General features: G+C 66.7%; 13 protein-coding genes. 9 read left to right on the plus strand and 4 right to left on the minus strand.

Annotation, left to right across the window (positions count from 1 at the left end; translation table 11 throughout):
• Window positions 1–16 precede the first annotated feature (16 nt).
• The 3 genes from C7I55_RS17305 to C7I55_RS17315 all read left to right on the plus strand — a co-directional run bounded on the left by C7I55_RS17305 (window position 17) and on the right by C7I55_RS17315 (window position 5216).
• Entirely contained in the window at window positions 17–3085 is a 3069-nt protein-coding gene (locus C7I55_RS17305) for a TonB-dependent receptor (RefSeq protein WP_199192863.1), read from the plus strand.
• 126 nt (window positions 3086–3211) lie between these two features.
• The gene (gene uxuA, locus C7I55_RS17310; protein WP_106514249.1) at window positions 3212–4417 is read left to right on the plus strand and encodes a mannonate dehydratase; all 1206 of its coding nucleotides are present in this window, start codon (window positions 3212–3214) and stop codon (window positions 4415–4417) included.
• A gap of 163 nt (window positions 4418–4580) precedes the next feature.
• Entirely contained in the window at window positions 4581–5216 is a 636-nt protein-coding gene (locus tag C7I55_RS17315; protein WP_106514250.1) for a hypothetical protein, read from the plus strand.
• Between the two features lie 217 nt (window positions 5217–5433).
• Here the strand turns inward: C7I55_RS17315 and C7I55_RS17320 are convergent, their stop codons facing one another.
• Complete coding sequence (locus tag C7I55_RS17320) at window positions 5434–6186, minus strand: SDR family NAD(P)-dependent oxidoreductase (protein WP_106514251.1); 753 nt, start codon at window positions 6184–6186, stop codon at window positions 5434–5436.
• 114 nt (window positions 6187–6300) lie between these two features.
• Between C7I55_RS17320 and C7I55_RS17325 the strand changes: the two genes are divergently transcribed.
• A complete protein-coding gene (locus C7I55_RS17325) occupies window positions 6301–7206 on the plus strand; it encodes a LysR substrate-binding domain-containing protein (protein ID WP_199192864.1) in 906 nt (301 codons plus the stop codon).
• A 45-nt stretch (window positions 7207–7251) separates the two neighbouring features.
• On the opposite strand, the gene asd is transcribed toward C7I55_RS17325, so the two are convergent.
• The gene (gene asd, locus C7I55_RS17330) at window positions 7252–8124 is read right to left on the minus strand and encodes an archaetidylserine decarboxylase (RefSeq protein ID WP_106514253.1); all 873 of its coding nucleotides are present in this window, start codon (window positions 8122–8124) and stop codon (window positions 7252–7254) included.
• A gap of 545 nt (window positions 8125–8669) precedes the next feature.
• Here asd and C7I55_RS17335 point away from each other — a divergent pair.
• From C7I55_RS17335 to C7I55_RS17345, 3 genes are all read left to right on the plus strand, one after another.
• Window positions 8670–9584 carry a hypothetical protein gene (locus tag C7I55_RS17335; protein ID WP_158266468.1) on the plus strand — a complete coding sequence of 305 codons (915 nt, stop codon included), beginning with the start codon at window positions 8670–8672 and terminating at the stop codon, window positions 9582–9584.
• Between the two features lie 34 nt (window positions 9585–9618).
• Window positions 9619–10218, plus strand: a complete 600-nt coding sequence (locus C7I55_RS17340) for a class I SAM-dependent methyltransferase (RefSeq protein ID WP_146151057.1) — start codon at window positions 9619–9621, stop codon at window positions 10216–10218.
• 191 nt (window positions 10219–10409) lie between these two features.
• Entirely contained in the window at window positions 10410–11750 is a 1341-nt protein-coding gene (locus C7I55_RS17345; RefSeq protein WP_106514256.1) for a GntP family permease, read from the plus strand.
• A gap of 205 nt (window positions 11751–11955) precedes the next feature.
• Here C7I55_RS17345 and C7I55_RS17350 read toward each other — a convergent pair whose 3' ends face one another.
• On the minus strand, window positions 11956–12459 hold the full coding sequence (locus tag C7I55_RS17350) for a gluconokinase (protein WP_106514257.1): 504 nt from the start codon (window positions 12457–12459) through the stop codon (window positions 11956–11958).
• A gap of 367 nt (window positions 12460–12826) precedes the next feature.
• Here C7I55_RS17350 and C7I55_RS17355 point away from each other — a divergent pair, with 367 nt between their 5' ends.
• Together C7I55_RS17355 and dld are read left to right on the plus strand one after the other, a co-directional pair.
• A complete protein-coding gene (locus C7I55_RS17355) occupies window positions 12827–15865 on the plus strand; it encodes a TonB-dependent receptor plug domain-containing protein (RefSeq protein WP_106514258.1) in 3039 nt (1012 codons plus the stop codon).
• 184 nt (window positions 15866–16049) lie between these two features.
• Window positions 16050–17792 (plus strand): D-lactate dehydrogenase, encoded by a 1743-nt coding sequence (gene dld / locus C7I55_RS17360; protein ID WP_106514259.1) that lies wholly within the window; start codon window positions 16050–16052, stop codon window positions 17790–17792.
• A gap of 183 nt (window positions 17793–17975) precedes the next feature.
• Here dld and C7I55_RS17365 read toward each other — a convergent pair whose 3' ends face one another.
• Window positions 17976–20753, minus strand: a complete 2778-nt coding sequence (locus C7I55_RS17365) for a TonB-dependent receptor (protein ID WP_106514260.1) — start codon at window positions 20751–20753, stop codon at window positions 17976–17978.
• Between the last annotated feature and the right edge of the window lie 89 nt (window positions 20754–20842).

Here is a 20842-nt window from a genome sequence, read left to right on the forward strand (position 1 = left end):
CAAAGGGAGAGGTGAAATGGGCTGCAACGCCAGCGGCAAGCGCCGCCTGCTTGTCTCGACGAGTTTCCTCGGCATCCTGATGGCGTCGCCCGCCGCAGCCCAGGTGTCCGGCCAGGACGCTCCTCCCGACGCCGGACAGGCAGCCGAGCCGTCCCCATCGGCTCTGCCGGCGGGCGACGCATCGGCGGAGGAAGCCGGTATCGTGGTCACCGGCTTCCGTGCCTCGCTGAACAACGCCCTGAACCTGAAGCGCCAGGAAACCGCGGCGGTCGACAGCATCGTCGCCGAGGACATCGGCAAATTCCCCGATTCCAACCTTGCCGAATCGATGCAGCGAATCCCCGGCGTCGCGCTGTCGCGCGGCGACGGCGGCGAAGGCCGCAACATCTCGGTCCGCGGTCTGGGCGCACAATTCACGCGCGTGCGGATCAACGGGATGGAAGGGGTGTCCCAGGTCAGCGGCACCGACATACGCGGCGGCGTCAGCTCCGGCCGCTCGTTCGATTTCGTCACCTTCCCGACCGAGATCTTCTCGGCATTGTCGGTGCGCAAGACGACGTCGGCCGACGTGGAAGAGGGGTCGCTCGGCGCGACCGTCGACCTGCGCGCGCCCAAGCCGTTCGACCAGAAGGGGGATTTCACCTTTTCGGGCACCGCCCGCGGGATCTACAACGACATCGCCAAGAAGATCGACCCGCGCCTGTCCGCGCTGGTGTCGAAGAAGTTCGGCGACACGTTCGGCGTGCTCGGCAGCGTCGCTTATTCGCGGCGGAATATCGAGGAATTCGCCTATTCCGCGGTCGATATCCTGCCGACCTACGTTGCCGGCCAGTCGCAATCGGTCCTGCTGCCGGGGCAGACCACGCCGACCTCGATCATCTTCCCCTTCTGCACCCCGATCGGTTACACCTATCAGGGAGTCGCCGTCACCAGCCCCGGCCCCGGCAATACGGTCGGATCGCCGCCCGTCCCGGTGGGGGCCGACGCGAACAATTGCAGCACCGGCAATCCGCGCACCAGCACCAAGGAAGCGTACGATTATATCATGAGCCGCACCGGCGTGTCCGGACGGCCCGGCGGCGGCGTCTTCCTTCCGCGCCTGCCGCGACCGGTCAAATCGCGCCAGGAGCAGGAGCGTCTCGCCGGATCTTTGACCTTGCAGTGGAAGCCGAGCGACCGCACCGACATCTCGCTCGACGGACTGTACGCCCGGTTCAAGGTCGACCGCCTCGACACCTATCTGGACGCACGCTCGATGGGCCGCACCTTGTCGAACGGCGGTCAGCCGATGATGTCGATCAGGGACATCGAGGTCGACGACGAGGGTTCGCTGATCCACGGCCTGTGGGACGGAGTCGATCTGCGATCGGAGATGCAGGACGAGAAGTTCACGTCGACCTTCCGGCAGGTCAATCTCAACGTCGATCACCGCTTCAGCGATACGTTTCGAATCTACGGGCTCGCCGGCATTTCGGATTCAATATTGCAGGTCGATCGCCTCCAGGTGGCGATGGACTCGAACGACACCGACAATTTCTCGATCGACTTCCGCGACGATCCCGATCTTCCGACACTGGGTTACGGCGTCGATCCGAGCGATGCCTCGATCTTTTCTTACGGGCCGCCGCTGCCAGACGGCACCCAGCGCGGCCAGATCTCGAGCTTCGATCGCCGCAACTCGATCATCAGCAAGACCTTCGAACTCAACACGGAATGGGAAGCCGCACCGGGCTTCGTGGTGCAGGCCGGCGGCCAGTACCGCACGGGCGACTACAAGCAGCGCCAGCGCGACCTCATCCCCGCCCAGCGCCTGCCGCTGACCTTGCCTGCCGGCGTCTCGCTGAGCAGCCTGACCTTCGTCACCACGGGCGTCGCCAAGAATCTCGGCGGAAACATGCAGGATTTCGCCGCGATCGATCCCGACAAGTTCCGCGAGGCGGTCGATTTCGACAATGTCTACCAATATTGCGGGATCGAGTGCGGCAGCGCCTTGGGCAAGGTGAAGGAGAAATATACCTCCGGCTATCTGATGGTGAAGTTCGACACCGCGGACATGCTGCCGATCCCGGTCCGGGGCGACGCGGGGGTGCGCTACGTCCGCACCGATCTCCACACCGAAGGTACGATCCCGATCAACGCGCCGGCCGGATCGCTCTATCCGACGCTGGGAGTCATCACCACCGTCGAGCGGTCCTACGAAGACTGGCTGCCCTCGGCCAATCTGGCCTTCGACCTCACGTCCAACCTGATCGGCCGACTCTCCGTCGCGCGGGTGATGTCGCGTCCAGCCTACGGCCAGTTGATCCCGAGCGCGAGCGTCAACGCCGCCATCCGGACCGGATCGGCCAGCAATCCGCTGCTCGATCCGATCCGGGCCAATACCTTCGACGCCGCGCTCGAATGGTATTTCGCACCCGGCTCGCTGCTGTCGGTCGCCTATTTCTACAAGAACATCGAAACCTACATCCAGAACACGAACCAGCTGGTCCCGTTCAGCGAGCTCAATCTGCCCCTGTCGCTGCTTTCCGGAAGCACGGCGAGCCCGGCCGAATTGTTCAATTTCTCGCGCAGCAACAACACCCCGGGCGGACCGCTGCGCGGGTTCGAGGCGAACGTGCAGCTGCCGTTGCGCTTCCTGCCCGGCTTCCTCAGCAACCTCGGCGTGCTCGCCAATTTCACCCGGGTCCGCTCCAACATCAACTACATCCTGCAGACCAACCCCGTGACCGGCGCGCCGACCCTGGCGCGGACCGCGCCGCTGGTCGGCCTGTCGCCGGAAACGGCGAGCGGCACGCTCTATTACGAGGATTCGCGTTTCAGCATCCGAACGACCATCAACTATCGCGCCGGCTATCTCACCGGCATTCCCGGACCGGCGGACAGCGACGCCAACGGTGCGGCGAGCTCGATCTTCGTCGATGCATCGGCCTCGTACAACATCAGCGACAATATCAAGCTGATCGCCGAGATGTCGAACATCACCAACGAGAAGAACAAGCTCTACACGGACACGGTGCGCCAGGACCCGCTGTATACCGCGTCGTTCGGCCGCACCTTCGCCCTGGCGGTGAACTTCCAGTTCTAGGCGCGATCGCCTTGCGCGACGCAATCGGGCCGATGACCCAGGTCGGTCACGCCACGGCTGGCCTTCAACTTTTGACCTGCTAGACGATCGTCGATCGAGAGGAGCCGATGAGGGGCGGATGAACGCATGTTGATGATGACCCAGACGATGCGGTGGTTCGGGCCGTCGGATCCGGTGACGCTGCGCGACATCCGGCAGGCCGGCGCGAGCGAGGTGGTGACGGCGCTCCACGAGATCGCGAACGGCGAAGTCTGGCCGCAAGACGCGATCGCAGCGCGCAAACGGGAGATCGAGGACACGGGGCTTGCCTGGTCAGTCGTCGAAAGCCTGCCCGTGCACGAGGGGATCAAGACTCGCGGCCCAGACTGGCAGAGGCTGATCGAGCGTTATCGCGAGAGCCTCGTCAACCTGGCCGCGTGCGGGATCGAGGTCGTGACGTACAATTTCATGCCCGTGCTCGACTGGACCCGGACCGATCTGGCCTGGGCGATGCCCGACGGTGCCCTGGCGTTGCGCTTCGAACTGGAGGCGGTGGCGGCCTACGATCTGTACATGCTTCGCCGCCCCGGCGCCGAGCGCGATTACGCGCCGGCGCTGCTCGATCGTGCCGCGCAGCGCTTCCGCGCGATGACGGACGACGATCGTCACCGGCTGGAGCGTACGATCATCGCCGGCCTGCCCGGCAGCGAGGAGACCTTTACTGCGGAGCGCTTCCGGCAGGCGCTTGCCCAATATGACGGTATCGACGCCGACACGCTGCGAGCCAACCATGTCGCCTTTCTCGAGGCGGTGTGCCCGGTGGCGGACGAGCACGGCATCCGCCTGGTGGTGCACCCGGATGATCCGCCATTCCCTCTCTTCGGCCTGCCGCGCGTGGTCAGCACCGAGGCGGATGTCGCGACCTTGTTCCGCCGCGTTCCCAACCGATCGAACGGCCTGTGCTTTTGTGCGGGTTCGTTCGGTGTCCGTGCCGACAATGACTTGCCGGGCATGATCGATCGGCTGGGCGATCGGATCGGGTTCTTCCATCTTCGCTCGGTGCAGCGCGAGCCCGGAGAGGCCTTCCACGAGGCCGCGCATCTCGAAGGCGACGCGGGCATGGCCTCGCTCGTCGCCGCGATCCACGGCCTGCAGCAGCGAGAGGGCCGCTCGATCCCGATGCGCCCCGACCACGGCCACCAGATGCTCGATGATCTGGCGAAGCAGACCCTGCCCGGCTATTCGCTGCTCGGGCGGATGCGCGGCCTCGCGGAGTTGCGCGGGCTGGAACGCGGGATTGCGCACATCCGCAGCGGCGGCCGTCAACCGGCCGAGCGATGTGGCGTGGAATGACATCTCGATTGGTCGACCCGGCTCGATCGGCGCCATAGAAGACGTCGACTGCACCTGGGCCGAGACCCCAGGTGATCGATCGCCAGACGGAATCGCGATCGTCCGCTCTTTCGAGACGTGAAGGCCTGTTGAACCGCGTCTGCGGATCGGTCACAAAGTGGCGATGCGCACGCTCTGCCTCGCTCTTGCAATCCTTAGCTCGACGGCGGCACCGGCATTCGCCTGCTCGGTCGTGCAAGATTATCATGTGCCGACCAGCCTCGAGCTTGCCGAACGCGCCGATACCATCCTGGTCGGCACCGTGACGGGCGAGCGCAAGGGAGGCGGGCAAGGCGGAATGGTGCTCGTCCGCCCGACCCTGTTGCTGAAGGGGCGCGAATTGCCGCGCCAGGTGGAGCTTTGGGGCTGGCTGGCGAAATCCGGCGAGTTGGTGACGCGCAGCGATCCCGATGAGCTGAGGCGACCGAACCCCGATGCGCTGCGCGGCGGCTGCACGCGCTACGTGTTCGCGCGGGACATGAAGCTGCTGCTGTTCTTCGAACGCAAGGACGGGAAGCTGGTTTTCGCCGGTTATCCCTTCGCACGCGTATCCGAGGACGTGGTTTCGGACGAGTCGCGCTGGGTGAAAGCGGTGCGGATCTACGCGGCGGTCGCCGCCCTGCCCAAGGAGGAGCGAAGGGCCGCGCTGATCGCGAGACGCGATGCCCTGCGGGCTCGACGCGACGATGCGGATGCGGCTGCGATCGCCGACGACATCGACCAGGAGCTTGCCGCAGAGCGCACGTCCCTGCGCGACTGACCTGCGGGCAACGGGCGCGCTGCCGCCGCAATCCAGCTCCCTGTTCGCCGAGACCGAGCCGGCGCCCGAGCGCGTACGGCATCGCCGGGCAATCCGATGGCCTTGGTCAGCCGCCATTCCGAATTCGGAAGCGGTCTGCACCTACCTTGCCTCGCATCGCGGGAGCCCGAAGCTCGGCAGCGAGGATCGTGGACGGGTTTCCCCGTCCACGAACGGATCAGAACTGAACCTCGCCGCCGTCGACGAACAGCTCGGCGCCGTTGACGAAGCTGGACTCGTCCGAGGCGAGGAACAACGCCATGTTGGCGACCTCCTCGGGGCGGCCGAGACGGCCGAGCGGCACTGCAGCGGAGAGGCCGGCGCGGAGTTCCCTCTCCTGCTCGGCGTCGGCGGCGAGCCCGAGAAGGCCGGGTGTCTCGATCGGGCCGGGACTGATCACGTTCACGCGGATGCCGCGGTCCTTGAGATCGAGCATCCAGCTGCGCGCCAGATTGCGCACCGCCGCCTTGGTCGCGCTGTAGATGCTGAAGGCGGCCGTGCCCTTGATCGTGGTCGAGGAGCCGGTGAGGATAATGGACGCGCCGTCCTTCAGCAGCGGCAAGGCCTTCTGCACCGTGAAGATGGTGCCCTTGACGTTGGTGCCGAAGGTCCTCTCATAATCCTCTTCGGTGATCGCCCCGAGCGGCGCGAAGGTGCCGCCGCCGGCATTCGCCATCAGCACGTCGATCTGCGCGTGCTTCTGCTGAACCGCATCGAACAGGCGGTCGATGTCGGCGAGCAGAGACATGTCGGCACGCACGCCGACGGCGCCATGGCCGATGGAGGCGACCGCCGTGTCGAGCTCGGCCTGGCGGCGGCCGGTGATGAACACCGAGGCGCCCTCGGCCGCGAAGCGTTGCGCGACGGCGAGGCCGATGCCGGTGGTGCCGCCGGTGATGACCGCAACCTTGTCGATGAGCCGTTTCGTCATTGTCTGTCTCCTGCCTGGGCTCGTGCCCGTTGCTCAGCGGATCTATTGCCGGGACGATGATCGCGGTAGACGGCCAAATCGCGACTCTGCGTTCCATATTCAGGACGATGCATGATGGCCGAACTCGATGATTATGTGCTGTTCGCAGGCGTCGTGGAGCATTGCGGCTTTGCGCCGGCCGGACGGGCGATGGGGGTGCCGAAATCGAAGCTCAGCCGCCGCATCGCCGGGCTCGAGGCGCGGCTCGGCGTACGGCTGATCGAGCGTTCCACCCGCCGCTTCCGGGTCACCGAGATCGGACAGGCCCTTTACGAGCATTGCCGCACGATCGTGCTGGAACTCGATCGCGCCCGCGCGGTGACAGCGGAGGCGCTTGCCGAGCCGCAGGGGCAGGTGCGCTTCAGCTGTCCCAATGGTCTGGTCGCGCCGCTGGCGGCGAGCCTGCCCGCCTTCCTCACCCGCTACCCCAAGGTCGCTCTGCAGATCGTCGCGACCGATCGCGGCGTCGACCTGATCCGCGAGCGCATCGATGTCGCCTTGCGGGTGCGAACCCGGATCGAGAGCGACGCCTCGCTGACGATGCGGACGCTGACCCGATCGCGCCGGATTCTGGTCGCCGGCCCGAAGCTTGCCCGCGGCATCGGTGATCGGATCGAGGCGCTCACCAGCGTTCCGACCTTGAGCTCGACCGAGCTCAGCGGGCCGGTGACCTGGAATCTCGTCGCGGAGGACGGCGCGGTGTTCGACCTGCAGCACGAGCCGCGCTTCCGCTGCGAGGATTTCGGCGCGCTTCGCGCCGCCGCCGCGGCCGATCTGGGCGTCGCTTTGCTGCCGGACCATGTCTGCTGGCCCGACCTCGACGCCGGCAGGCTGGTGCGGCTATTCCCGGAGTGGCACGCGCAGGAGGGGATCGTCCACCTGGTCTTCACCACCCGCCGCGGCCTGCCGCCGGCGGTGCGCGCGTTCATCGACCATCTCGCCACCACCTTTCAAAGCGGCGTGCTGGCGCCGCGCGCCTAGGTCGCGGCTCCGCGACGATCGGGGGCGTTCGACGAGGCCGTCGGATCAGCTGGATCGAGCGGCGCTTCCGCCCGGGCGATTGCCCATCATCTCCCCAAGCCGTACCGGCCGTTCCGGCGCCCAGTCCGTGTTGAAGACGATGGAGTTCGGCCGGAACAGCATGACGATCGTCGAGCCGAGCAGGAAGCGGCCCATCTCCTCGCCCTTCTTGAGCTGGATGGGCTGGTCGTCATAGGTCCATTCGGACACCCGGCCGGTACGGGTGGGATTAACCACGCCGTGCCACACCGTCGCCATGCTGCCGACGATGGTGGCGCCGACCAGCACCATGACGAACGGGCCGTGCTCCGGCGAGTCGAACACGCAGACGACACGCTCGTTGCGGGCGAACAGATTCGGGACCCCGCGGGCGGTGACCGGGTTCACCGAGAACAGGGTGCCGGGCACGTAGATCATCCGGGTGAGCCGGCCGTCGCAGGGCATGTGGAGGCGGTGGTAATCCTTGGGCGAGAGATAGAGATTGGCAAAGCTGCCGTGGCGGAAGTTGGCGGCGAGGCTCGCGTCGCCGCCGACCAGCTCGGTGGTGGTGAAACGGTGGCCCTTGGCCTGAAGGATATGGTGGTCGTCGATCGCGCCGAACTGGCTGATCGCGCCATCGACCGGGCAGACGAAATCGGCGTCGGCGAGCGGACGCAGGCCGGGCTTGAGCGGGCGGGTGAAGAAGTCGTTGAAGCTCTTGTAGCCGGCGAGATCGGGATCGGCCGCCTCGCTCATGTCGACGCCGTATCTGCCGACGAACCAGCGGATCAGCCGGGTCGTCAGCGCGCCATGCTGCCCGCCGGCGACGCGGCCGGCAAAGGTGGTGAGACGCTGCTTGGGCAGCAGATGCTGGACCAGGATCTTCAGGCAATCGGGCATTGGGAAACCTTCGACATGTGGGGGCTGGCTTAGAGTGTGATCGCCCGAGGGGAAAGCGTTCCACGCGTCCACCTCGGGCGGGGATCGCGCGATCTCAGAGCGTTGCAGTCAGGATGCACGATGCGGGCAGGCTCGGCCACAGCGCGGCCTGGGAGCTCTCGAGCCGCGTGGAACCGGCCGTCCGCGATCTCGTCACCTTCGAGCGCCGTCTCGCGCGCGGTTCGCTGTGCAAGTCGCGAAGCACTCGGCGCGAGAACTTTGCTGCTCTGGACGTTCCGGATCGATCCTGTACAATCGGCATTACGCCCAACGGAAATGGACGCGATACCATGTCGCAGCATTCTCCACCTGCTTCTGCGGCATTGCGTGTCGGCATTCTTGTCGATTGGAGAAGATCGACAAGAGCCAGTGCCTGGCCGGCATTGCTAGCCAAGATCAACAGGCGAATTCCAGTCGAATCAATCAACTACCCGATCGCGGATCTGATCGTCGCGCCACATGACGACTGCGATCCCGCAGGGCTTCAGGCGATATCCGGACAGGAGGTGCTGATCGTCAACTGGGACGCGGCCAATGGCGATCCGGAATTCGGTGCCCATCTACTGCTCGCATGGCTTCGACATCGCCGCCCGGAACTTCTGCTATGGGTGCGCCGTGGCAATGTGCTGATCGTCGAATCCCAGGCGACATTCGGGGTACCGTGCCAGGACGCCTATGATGCCGCGGTCGGGCCCAGCGAATTGCCGACGTCGGGGCTCCCGGATCCATCGCGGCCGCTGGGATTCCGGGAGCGGCTCGGCTCCGTCTGCGTCAGGGCCGCTTCATTCCCCACCTCGGACGGTTTCGAAAATGTCGATGCGCAGATCCGCCCTCGCGGCGGTACCCAGCCGGCGGAGATGTTTCCCGAATCCGCGACGCAGCTGCTGACCACCGAACTCCAGGATCTCGACTGGGGGTCGATGCTCTACCGCGGCTGGTTTCGCCGAACATCGTTCGGGAGGCGGCAACTGCCGTGGACGACGCTCGTCACGACCGATGCCTCGGCAGGCAAGCGTTCCACCCTGGAGGCGGCGCGGCTCGGCCGGGGGGCGATCTTCGCGACGACGATGATGCTCGCCAACACCGGACAGGATCGCCTGGTCGAGGCGATGCTGCGTTGCGCGCGGGGAAATGTCGACCACCTTCCGACGCCGGCGGCATGGACCGATACGGTTCGCAAATATTGGAAGACGGGCCTGTCCGTGGTCAGCGGCTCCGCGATCGGCCTGATCGCCGGCGGGCTCGAGGATTCGCACCGGACGGTCGGAAGGATCCTCGGCCCGATCGGCCTCTCCGATCCGGAGACGATGAAAAGCTGGCTGAAGATCGCCTTCGTACCGCTCGGGGTCGCGCTGTTCGAATTGGCCCGCCGCGGAATGCTCCGGCTGCGCCGATCCGTTCTCGATTATCTGGGCTATTGAAGGGGTACTTGCAGGTGCCGGTGTGGCGGCTCCGGTGACGGCAAATTCCGGCGCTTCGCGGCAGGCGCTCTTCGACGCCGGACAGATCATGCGGGCCGTCGCCTGTGCCGACCGCTTCGCCCTTCTCGATCTCGCGCTGCGGTCGCGGTTCCGGCCCGGGCTGGTGCTGGAATTCGGAGTGTTCGAGGGAGGAAGCTTGCGCTTCATCGCGGAGCATTGCGGCGGAACGGCGCACGGCTTCGACTCGTTCGAAGGGCTGCCCGAGGACTGGCGGCCAGGCTTCCCCAAGGGTGCGTTCGCCGGCGGGCCGTCGCGGGCGATGCCGCCGAACGTGGAGATTCACGCCGGGCTGTTCGAGAACATGCTTCCGGCCTTTCTCGATACTCACCGCGCCCCCATCGCGTTCCTGCACGTGGACTGCGATCTCTACCGTTCCACGCGCACCGTCCTCGATCTCTGTGCGGACCGACTCGTGCCGGGAACCGTGATCGTGTTCGACGAATATTGCGGCTATCCAGAATGGCGGGAGCATGAGCACAAGGCCTTTGCCGAGTTCCTGATCCAGGCGAAAAGGACCAGCCGGCTGTTAGGGCTGGTCGAGCATGGCGAACAGGCCGCATTCGTGTTGGCGTGAGCCCAAATCAGTCGGACAGGTTTGCGCTCGATATGCGGCTTTGGTCGAAGAAGCCGCGTTTTCTGTTGCCGGGCGCGAAAAAGCTGTCCTACAGGTTTGGCCTTTGACGGCATAAAGCCGCAGCTTGGGGAGGCCGACATGCCCGCAGTCTCGCAACGCCACATGCACGGTCGCGTGCACGGCTTCCGGCAATGAACCCGGCCGACATCCGCCTCGTCCTCGCCGCGATCGCCGGGATCGCGCTGGCGATCGTGCTGATCGTCAAGGGGCGGCTCCACCCGTTCATCGGGCTGCTCTGCGGCGCGTTCGCGGTGGGGGTGCTCGCCGGGCTGCCGATCGGCGACACCGCCAAGGCAGTGCAGAAGGGGGTCGGCGACATCGTCGGCGGCACGGGGCTGGTGGTCGCGCTCGGCCTGTCCCTGGGGGCGATGCTGCATCTGTCGGGCGGCGCACAGGCGCTGGCGACGGCGGCTTTGGGGGTGACCGGGCCGCGGGCGGCGCCGTGGGCGACGCTCGGCATCGCGATCGTCATCGGCCTGCCCCTGTTCTTCGAGACCGGTCTGGTGCTGCTGCTTCCGATCGTTGTCGCGGCGGCGCGGGCGCTGCCCGACGACGGTGACCGCGACGCGGCGAAATTGCGGATGATCATGCCGGCGCTGGCGGGGCTCGGCGTGGTGCACGCGCTGGTGCCGCCGCATCCCGGACCCCTGCTCGCGGTCGAGGCGCTGAACGCCAGCCTCGGCCTCACCATGCTCTACGGGATCGCGATCGCGATCCCGATCGCGATCCTCGCCGGGCCGGTGCTCGCGCGGTTCGTCACGCCCGGGGTCAAGCTTACGGAGCCGGTGCTGAGCGATCCGGTGGTCGACCTGGTGACGCCGTCGCGCGGCGCCGCTTTGTTCATCGTGCTGCTGCCGATCGTACTGATCGCGGCGGGCGAGCTCGGCAAGTTGGTGCCGGCGCTCGCCGACGCCGCCTGGCTCGCTGCGGCGAGCAACCCGGTGCTGGCGCTGCTCGTCACCAATCTGCTCGCCTTGCCGCTGCTGTTCGGGCGGCGGCTGCGCGAGGCGGTGATCCAGGACGCGATTTGGCACGAGACGATGGAAGCGGCCGGCGCGATCCTGCTGGCAATCGGCGCCGGCGGCGCGCTCAAGCAGGTGCTGGTCAGCGCCGGCCTGTCGGACCTGCTGGCGCGGGTGGTGATGATGTACGCGATCTCGCCCCTGCTGCTCGGCTGGCTGGTTGCGGTCGGGATCCGGCTCGCCGCCGGATCGGCGACGGTTGCGACGATCACCGCGGTCGGCGTGATGCCCGGGGTGGTCGCCGCCTCGGGCGCCTCGCCGGAGCTGGTGGTGCTGGCGATCGGCGCAGGATCGGTGTTCTTCAGCCACGTCAACGATCCCGGCTTCTGGCTGGTCAAAAGCTATGTCGGCACCAGCACCGCGGACACGTTCCGGACATGGTCGCTGCTCGAGACGGTGATCTCGGTGGCAGGGCTCGCGATGGTGGTGGCGCTCAGCTACGTGGTTTGAAGCAATCTCCCCGAGCAAGCTCGGGGAGGGGACCGCGCGCAGCGCGGTGGAAGGGGTATAGAGACCCCTGCTGACTCACATCCCTACGCGGTATGGGCCTCGGACCCCCCCCCACCTCCCATGAGCAGGTCGCCATCTCCCCCGGAGATGGCTGCGCCGCGCGGCGCGTGGCGCACCTGCTCATCGGGGAGGATCTAAGAAGGGGCTAGCCCGCAACCGCAGGCACTGCCGTGCGCGCCCAGGCCAGAACCTGGTTCCGCAGATCCTCGAGCGGGGCGTAGCAATGCAGCACAAGAGCGCGTTCGTCGGGGCCGGGGCGTTCGAGGGTGGCGAACTGGCTGTCGAGCAGGCTCGGCGGCATATAGTGGCTGGTGCGCTCGGCCAGGCGGAGGGCGATCTCGTCGCGGTCGCCGTCGAGCAGCACGAACAGCAGCGGCATTCCGGCGGCGGCCTGGAGGCGAGCGCGGTAGGCGCGCTTGAGGGCGGAGCAGGCGGCGAGGGCGAAGCCTTCGGCGCGGACGGCGGCGCCGATCGCGCCGCCGAGCCGATCGAGCCAGGGCCAGCGATCCTCGTCGTTCAAGGGCTGGCCGGCGCGCATCTTGGCGATGCTGGCGGGGGCGTGGAAGGAATCGCCGTCGAGGGCGGGGCAGGCGAGAAAGGCGGCGAGATCCGCGACCAGGGTCGACTTGCCGCAGCCGCTGACGCCCATCACGACGATCCCGCAGCGCGGCAGCCCGCTTCTGTCCCCCCGCCCGCCGGGCGGCAGTCCGCTTCTCTCTCCGTGTGCGTGCAAAATTGGCCCCCGTCGTTCGCGTGAGGTCAGGCCACGCATCCACCCGCCACCCTAAGGATGCGCCGCCGTTTATGACAATTACGACCTTTGTCGCAACTCGCCGGTGCCGCCGCTTTCGAGCCGCGGCTCGCCTCCGAGAGACGCCTCGAGATCCCGCCTGCGACCATGGTCGTATATGATCGCAGCATTGCGATCCGTTACAACGATCTCTCGACGGCGCGATGACTCATCCGAAGCTCACGCGCAGATCACAACTTCATGGGGGCGGATGATGCGGACGAAAATGCTTGATCGAGAATGCCGTGGAACCGGTACCAGTTTCGCGGCGCTTGCGGTGGCGCTGGCGGCGTCGCTGAGCGCCACCCCCGCTTTCGCCCAGACCGCGCCGGCCGGGCCTCAGGCCGGCCCGGCGACCGAGCCGACCGCCCCGGGATCCGATGCCGCCCCGCCCGAAGTGCCGACCACCGACGCGGCCCCGGCGACGCGGACCGGCACCGATCTCGACGGTGAGCGCGAGGTGATCATCACCGGCACCCGCATCCGTACCAGCGGCTTCACCGCGCCGACTCCGACGACGATGATCGGCGAGGAGCAGATCGCCGCCAACGCCCAGCCAAACCTGTTCAACACGATCGCGCAATTGCCGTCGTTGCAGGGCTCGACCGGCGCCGCGACCGGCACGTTCAGCACGTCGAGCGGCCAGCAGGGCCTCAGCTCCTTCTCGCTGCGCGGGCTCGGTACGATCCGCACCCTGACCCTGCTCGATGGCCAGCGCGTGGTCGGCGCCAACGTCACCGGCGTTCCCGACATCTCGATGTTCCCCCAGCTGCTGGTGAAGCGGGTCGACGTGGTCAATGGCGGCGCGTCGGCCTCCTACGGCTCGGACGCGGTCGGCGGTGTCGTCAACTTCATCACCGACACCCGCTTCACCGGCTTCAAGGCAAACATCCAGGGCGGCGTCACCCATTATGGCGACGACGGCCAGGGCCTGATCCAGGCGGCGTTCGGCAAGGCCTTCCTCGACGATCGCCTGCACTTCATCGTCAGTGGCGAATATGATCACGAAGCCGGCGTCGGCCCGGGCGATTTCGGCCTCGATCTCGCCGGCCAGCGCGACTGGTACCGCGCGACCACCCTGCTCAACACCGGCGTCACCAACAACGGCCTGCCGCAGTTCAATTATCGCGACTTCGCCCAGCCGTACCAATATGCGCTATACGGGCTGATCAACAACGGCCCACTGCAGGGCATCGCCTTCGATCGCGGCGGCACGCCGTTCGCGTTCAACTACGGATCGAACGGCGTGCCCCTCGGCAACGGCCGGGTGTCGAACTGCTATCCCGGCAACAGCTTCTGCATCGGCGGCGATCTTTCGGGCGCACCGGGTTCCGGCGCGTCGCTCAAATCGGCGCTGGAGCGCGCGGTCGGCTTTGGCCGGCTGAGCTACGATTTCGCCGAGAACAACGAGATCTACGTCACCGTCAACATCGCTCAGGTGAAGACCAGCAACAATCCGAGCCCGGGCTACAACCGCCCGAACCTTACCGTCCAGTGCGCGAACCCGTATCTGCCTCAGGTGATCCGCGACCGCTGCGCCACCGCAGGCATTACCTCGTTCAACTTCGGCACCAGCAACGGCGCCTTTCCCGATCCCCTGGTCTCGACCGACCGGCGACAATATCGCTTCGTCGCCGGGGTGAAAGGCGAGTTCGGCCTGGCCGGCACCAACTGGGCCTATGACGGCTATTACCAGCACGGCATCACCAAATCGGACATCGACGTCGACGACATCGTGCTGCAGAATCGCTACGTCGCGGCGACCAATGCGATCAGCCTCAACGGCGCGATCGTCTGCGCCGATCCGGTGGCGCGGGCGGCGGGCTGCCAGCCGATCAACGTGTTCGGCGGCTTTACGCCTTCGGAGGCTGCGCTCGCCTATGTCACGCCAGAGAACGGACCGTTCCAGCACACCAAGCTCACCCAGGACGTGGTCAGCCTCAATTTCTCGGGCGAGCCGGTCAATCTGTGGGCGGGGCCGCTGTCGGTGGCGTTCGGCGGCGAATATCGCCGCGAATATTACCGGGTGAATGCCGATCCCTATGGCGCCGGAGTCAGCGACATCAGCCCCTATGATGCCGATTATCCGGCCGATCCGCTGCTCAACGCGCCGCTCGGCAGCAATTGGGCGGCGGGCAACTACAAGAACGGCAGCGGCAAATATGATGTCTGGGAAGGCTTCCTGGAGCTCAACCTGCCGCTGATCGACAGCGAGCAGCTTGGCCGCGCGAACCTCAACGGCGCCGCGCGCATGACCCATTACAGCACCTCGGGCACGGTGTGGGCGTGGAAGGTCGGGGGCACCTGGGATACGCCGGTCGAAGGCGTGCGGCTGCGCGCGGTGACCTCCCGCGACGTGCGCGCGCCCAATCTGTCGGAGCTGTTCGCGGCGCCGACCGTGACCACCCTGCCGAACTTCAACGATCCGTTCCGCAACGTCGCGGTGCAGGCGTTTCAGAACACGATCGGCAATCCCGATCTCGACCCGGAGATCGCGCGCAACACCGAAGTCGGCATCGTGTTGTCGCGGCCGAGCTGGGCGCCGGGGCTCAGCCTGTCGCTCGATTACTACACGATCAAGCTCAACGGCGTGATCTCGACCCTGACCGCGGACCAGATCGTGCGCTTCTGCTTCGAGGGCAACGATACCTTCTGCGGCGGCTTCGTGCTCGACAGCCCGGTCCAGGGCGGCAATTTCATCAATGTCCAGCCGTTCAACCTCGCCTCGTGGAAGACCAGCGGGTTCGACATCGAGGCGAGCTACCAATGGCAGCGGCCGCTCGGCCTGCCCGGCAGCTTCACCATCCGTGCGCTCGCCACCCATATCCGCGAATTCAAGGTCAATGCCGGCATCGCCGGAGTCGATGTGGTCGACCAGGCCGGCGCCAACACCGGCAACACGCCCGACTGGAAAGTGCTCGGCATCCAAACCTACAGCACGGACCGGTTCAGCTTCACCCTGCAGGAGCGCTGGTTCAGCGACGGCGTGTTCGGCAACCAATATGTCGTCTGCACCACCGCCTGCCCGGTCTCGACCGGCAACCATCCGACGATCGACTTCAACAAGATGAAGGGCGCGCTCTACATCGACATCGGCGGATCGGCGAAGGTCAGCGAGAATTTCGAAGCTTTCTTCAAGGTCGACAATCTGTTCGACAAGGATCCCGAGCCGTCGCCGCAGACCAATACCGGCCTCGACGTCAACCCGGCGCTCTACGACACGCTCGGCCGCATCTATCGCGCGGGTGTGCGTCTGCGCTTCTGATCACGGTCTCTCCGCCTGGTTGGCGGGGGCGCCGCGCGCGTTGCCGGCTGGAAAGCCGGGGCGCGTGGCGGGGCGTTCGCCAACCGCTTTTTCGGGGTGGGACTGAAATCCTCCCCGAGCGAGCTCGGGGAGGATCTAGCGGCTTGCGCCGCACGGTGACGAAGGTGCACCTTCGCGCCTGATCATGGACAACGCCCTTCCAGCACGAAGCGCCTCCACCGAGATCCCGTCCTCGGATCTCGTCAGCCGGCTCCGCGCCATCGTCGGCCGTCGCCACGTGCTCACCGGCGTCAGCGCCACCCGGCCTTACGCCACCGGCTACCGGGTCGGCGGCGGGCCGGTGGCGGCGGTGGTGCGCCCACGCTCGCTCGTCGAGCTGTGGCGCGCTCTGTGCGCCTGCGTCGCTGCCGATCACATCGTCATCGCCCAGGCGGCAAATACCGGGCTGACCGGCGGTTCGACGCCGGACGGCGCCTATGACCGCCCGGTGGTGATCCTCAGCACCAGGCGGATCGTTGCCGCCTGGCTGCTGCGCGACGGCCGCCAGGTGGTGGCGCTGGCGGGGACGACGCTCGATGGGCTCGAGCGCATGCTGGCGCCGCTCGAGCGCGAGCCGCATTCGGTGATCGGATCGTCGTGCATCGGCGCGTCGGTGGTCGGCGGGATCTGCAACACTTCAGGCGGCGCGCTGATCCGGCGCGGGCCGGCTTACACCGAATATGCGCTCTACGCGCAGGTCGACGCCGACGGCGAAGTCCAGTTGTGCAACCGGCTCGGCCTCCACCTCGGCGCCGCGCCCGAGGCGATCCTAGGCCGGCTCGACCGCGGCGAGGTCTCCGACGCCGACATCGAATCCGACGACCGCGCCGCCTCGGCGGCCGATTACGAAGCCCAGGTGCGCGCCGTCGACGCGCCGAGCGCGGCGCGGTTCAACGCCGATCCGGGTCGGCTGTTCGAAGCCTCGGGCAGCGCCGGCCGGGTGATCGTGTTCGCCGTCCGGCTCGACACCTTCCCGCGCGACGCGCGCACCGCCACATTCTACGTCGGCAGCAACGATCCCGGCGACCTCACCACCTTGCGGCGGCGCATGCTGGCGGAAGGGCGCACGCTGCCGGTCTCCGCAGAATATATCGACCGCGAGGCGTTCGACGTCGCCGCGCGCTACGGCAAGGACGTGTTCCTGGCGGTGCGCCGGCTCGGCACGCAGCGGCTCGGCACACTGTTCGCATGGAAGGCGCGGATCGACCGCTTCGCGCGCTGGACGCGGATACTGCCGGCCAACCTGTCGGACCATCTCGCGCAGGCGGCGAGCCGGCTGGCGCCGGCGCACCTGCCGCCGCGGCTGACCGCCTGGCGCGACCGCTACGCGCACCACCTCATCCTCAAGGTGGCCGGGGAGGGGATCGAGGAGACGCGGACTTTGCTCGGCGCGATCTTTCCAAGTGCGTCAGGCGATGTTTTCGAATGCACGGCCGAGGAAGCGTCGGCCGCCTTTTTGCACCGCTTCGCGGTTGCGGGCGCCGCGATTCGTTACCGTGCGATCCACCAGCGCGAGGTCGGCGCGCTGATCGCGCTCGACGTCGCGCTCCGCCGCAACGACGAGGATTGGCACGCGCCGCTGCCGGCCGATGTCGCGGCGCCCATTGTGAGGACCCTGCGCTACGGGCACTTCTTCTGCCACGTCTTCCATCTCGATTATCTCGTGGAGACCGGCGCCGACGCGGCCGCGCTCGAGCGGCGCATGCTCGCTTTGCTCGATGCGCGCGGCGCGGAATATCCGGCCGAGCACAATGTCGGCCATCATTATCCGGCCAAGCCGGCGCTGGCCGCCCATTATCGCGCGCTCGATCCGGGCAATCGCCTCAACCCCGGGATCGGCGGCACGAGCCGCGCGCTGGGGTGGGGGATGGCGGGGAGGGGCGAGTGAGGCGGGAGGTGGGTGGTTCCCGCGCGCCGTAGATTACAATCGCGCTCCGAACCGTTCGGGCCGAGCCAATCGAAGCCTCTATTTGTGTCATGACGAGAGAAGGAAAAGGAGGGCTTGGACAAGTTCAGCCCGAACGGGGCACACGGGACCTGGTTTGCTGGCCCGCGCGTGCCCGTCATGAGCTTACATGCGGAAGGAGAGGCTGGCGAGGAAGGTGCGGCCGTTTTTGTAGAAGGCCGAGGGGCGGTCCCGGGTGCCGCTATATTGGAGATAGGTCTCGTCGAGCAGATTCTGGGCGTTGACGGTCAGGGTGACATTTTCGTTGACCTTGAACGCCGCCGACAGATCGAGCTGATGATAGGGCGCGACCATCTCCTGCGAGCCGAGGCGGCCGATCGTGCGGAAGTAGGAGGAGCGATAATTGTAGCTCAGCCGCGCCTGGAACGGTCCCCGTTCGAAATAGGGGATGATGTTGACGCTGTGCTTCGACAGATAGGGCAGGTTGAGGATCTCGGTGGTGTCGAGATCGGTCGAGGTGCTGCTGTCCTGATAGGCGTAATTGGCCTGGATGCCGAAGCCGCCCCAGAGTTCCGCCTGGCCGTTGAGCAGGATGCCGTTGACCTTGGCCGTGCCGCCGTTGATCGGCTGCGAGACGCTGTAACGGTCTTCGAGCCGCCCGGTCAGCGAGTTGAACAGGGTGACGCCTTCGCGGCGGGTGGTGATGATGTAGTTGGAGATGTCGCGGCGATACAGTTCGACGGAGAGCAGCGCGCCGGGCCGCGGATAATATTCGGCGGTGACCTCGTAATTGGTCGACTCGTAGGGCTTGAGATTGGGATTGCCGCCGCCGGCGTCGAAGGTGATGTCGTTCTGGGTGATGGATGCCGCCAGATCCTGGTAGCGCGGCCGTGAGATCACCCTGGCGACGGCGCCGCGAACGATCAGCTTGGGATCGATCTCGTAGGCGATGTTGAGGGTCGGCAGGAATCTCAGATAATCGGTGCTGGTCGTGGTCGGCACGGGCCGCGGATTTGGATCGGCCGGAGTCGGCAGGGTCAGTGCATAGGAGGATTCGTCTTTGGTGTAGACGAGCCGCCCGCCGATATTGCCGCGCAGGCCGCCGCTCTCGAAATCGAACTGGACGTAGCTCGCCGCCACCCGTTCCTTGACCCGGGTGGAGGCGCCGATCTTGTCGGCGAGCGGCGAGTTGATCGCATTGGCCAGAATGTCGATCACGGATTGCTCGGGCAGGTTGAGATATTGCGTGGCGGTGCCGCTGGCGCCGGTGCCGCTAAACACGCCGCCCGGGGTGGCCAGAGTCTCGACCCCAAGCTGCGATCCGAGCAGCGACTGCTGCAGGTAGGTGTTGATGCCGCGCGCATCGACCCGGTTGACGTGGTCGGTGTAGCGAACGCCGGTGCGGAACTGGGTGAAGAAGCCGCCGATCGGCACGACCGCGTCGAAGCCGCCGAACAGGTCGCGATCGGTGGTGACGCTGTAATCGAGGCCGCCAATCTGCGCGGCGACGAGCGGTGCGCCGCCCACCAGCACCGGGCTGCCCTCGATCGTGGCCGGATTGTTGTTGGGGTTGGTGAAATAATTGGCAGGATCGGTGAGATCGCCGATGAAATTGACCTCGGCCGACGTGGGCGTGATCGCATAGCTGAACGGCAGGCGCGTCTGCACGTTGAAGAGATATTCGGGATTGCGCCCGCCGGTCGCCTTGCTCCAACCGGCGGCGAGGGAGAAGGTGGCGCCGCCCTCGCCCTCCCAATCGGCGTAGAGGTTGATGTTGTCGGTCTTGAGCTTGGTGTGTCGCACGAGGGTGTCGAGCTGGGCGCTCTGCCCGGTGGCCGCGCCGAAGCTGGCGCCGGTGACCACGCCGTTCGAGATGGTCGCCGACTGGAGGACGTCGCCGGTCCAAGCGCCGGGGATGGTGTACATCGACTGGCTGTAATTGTTGTAATTGCCGTCGATGTGCAGGCCCTGCAGGGTGAGGGTGAGCTCGCTGGTCGGCTTGGCCTGGAGGGTGCCGGCAACGCTTGCGCGCTCCCGCTGCTGCTGGAAATAGGCGTAATTGATGCCGAAGGGCGACGCGGCCTTGTCGAGATCGGCGAGGGTGCCGCCGGTGATCACCGCATCGGGATTCTTGAGCACGCGCTCGCCGGCGGCGTTGGTGGTGAGGAACGGACTGCCCGTGCCGTTGGCATTGTCGTAGCCGAAGAATTCGACCCCCGAGCGCACCATCTGCTGCTTGTCGTAGGTGCCGGCGATCAGAACGCCGATCGTCTCGGACGCGTTGCGCCAGCTGTACAGGCCCGAGCCGCGGAAGCTGCCCTTCTCGGCGCGGTCGTTGTAGGAATAACCGGCAGAGGCGAACACCGAATTTGCCTCGAGCTCGAGCGGCCGGCGGGTGCGGACGATGACGGTGCCGCCGAGGCTCCCTTCCTCGATCCGCGCCTCGGGCGACTTGTAGACTTCGAGCCGGTCGACGAGCTCGGGCGCGAGCAGCGAGTAGTTGAAGGTGCGGCTGCTCGGATCGTTGTCGTTGCCGCCCCAATCGGCCGAAGCGAGGCCGTGGCCGTCGAGCAGCATGCGGTTGAGTGCCGGATCGGTGCCGAGGATGGCGACCTTCTCGCCTTCGCCGAACCGGCGATCGATCGACACGCCCGGGATGTGCGAGAGCGATTCGGCGACGTTGCGGTCCGGGAACTTGCCGATGTCCTCGGCCGAGATCGCGTCGACCACGGCGTTGGCGTTGCGCTTGATGTTGATCGACTGGCGCAGCGAGCCGGCATAGCCGGTGACGACGATCTCCTCCTCCGTGGTGTCGGCGCCGGTATCGGCTGCCGGAGCGGAAGCGGCTTGGTCCGTGGGCGCCTCGGCCGGTGGCTGGGCATGGGCCGTGCCGGCGAACCCGGCGAAGGCCGAAGAGAGCAGAACAGTGTAACGCAAACGCATAAGCCGACCTTCCCGTGACAAGCAGTCGCCGCGGTCCCGACAGGGACGCAGGACCCGGACGGGACGCTCGTTAGGCCGACGCGGCGAGA

The organism is Allosphingosinicella deserti (genome assembly GCF_003012735.1).
GTDB lineage: Bacteria > Pseudomonadota > Alphaproteobacteria > Sphingomonadales > Sphingomonadaceae > Allosphingosinicella > Allosphingosinicella deserti.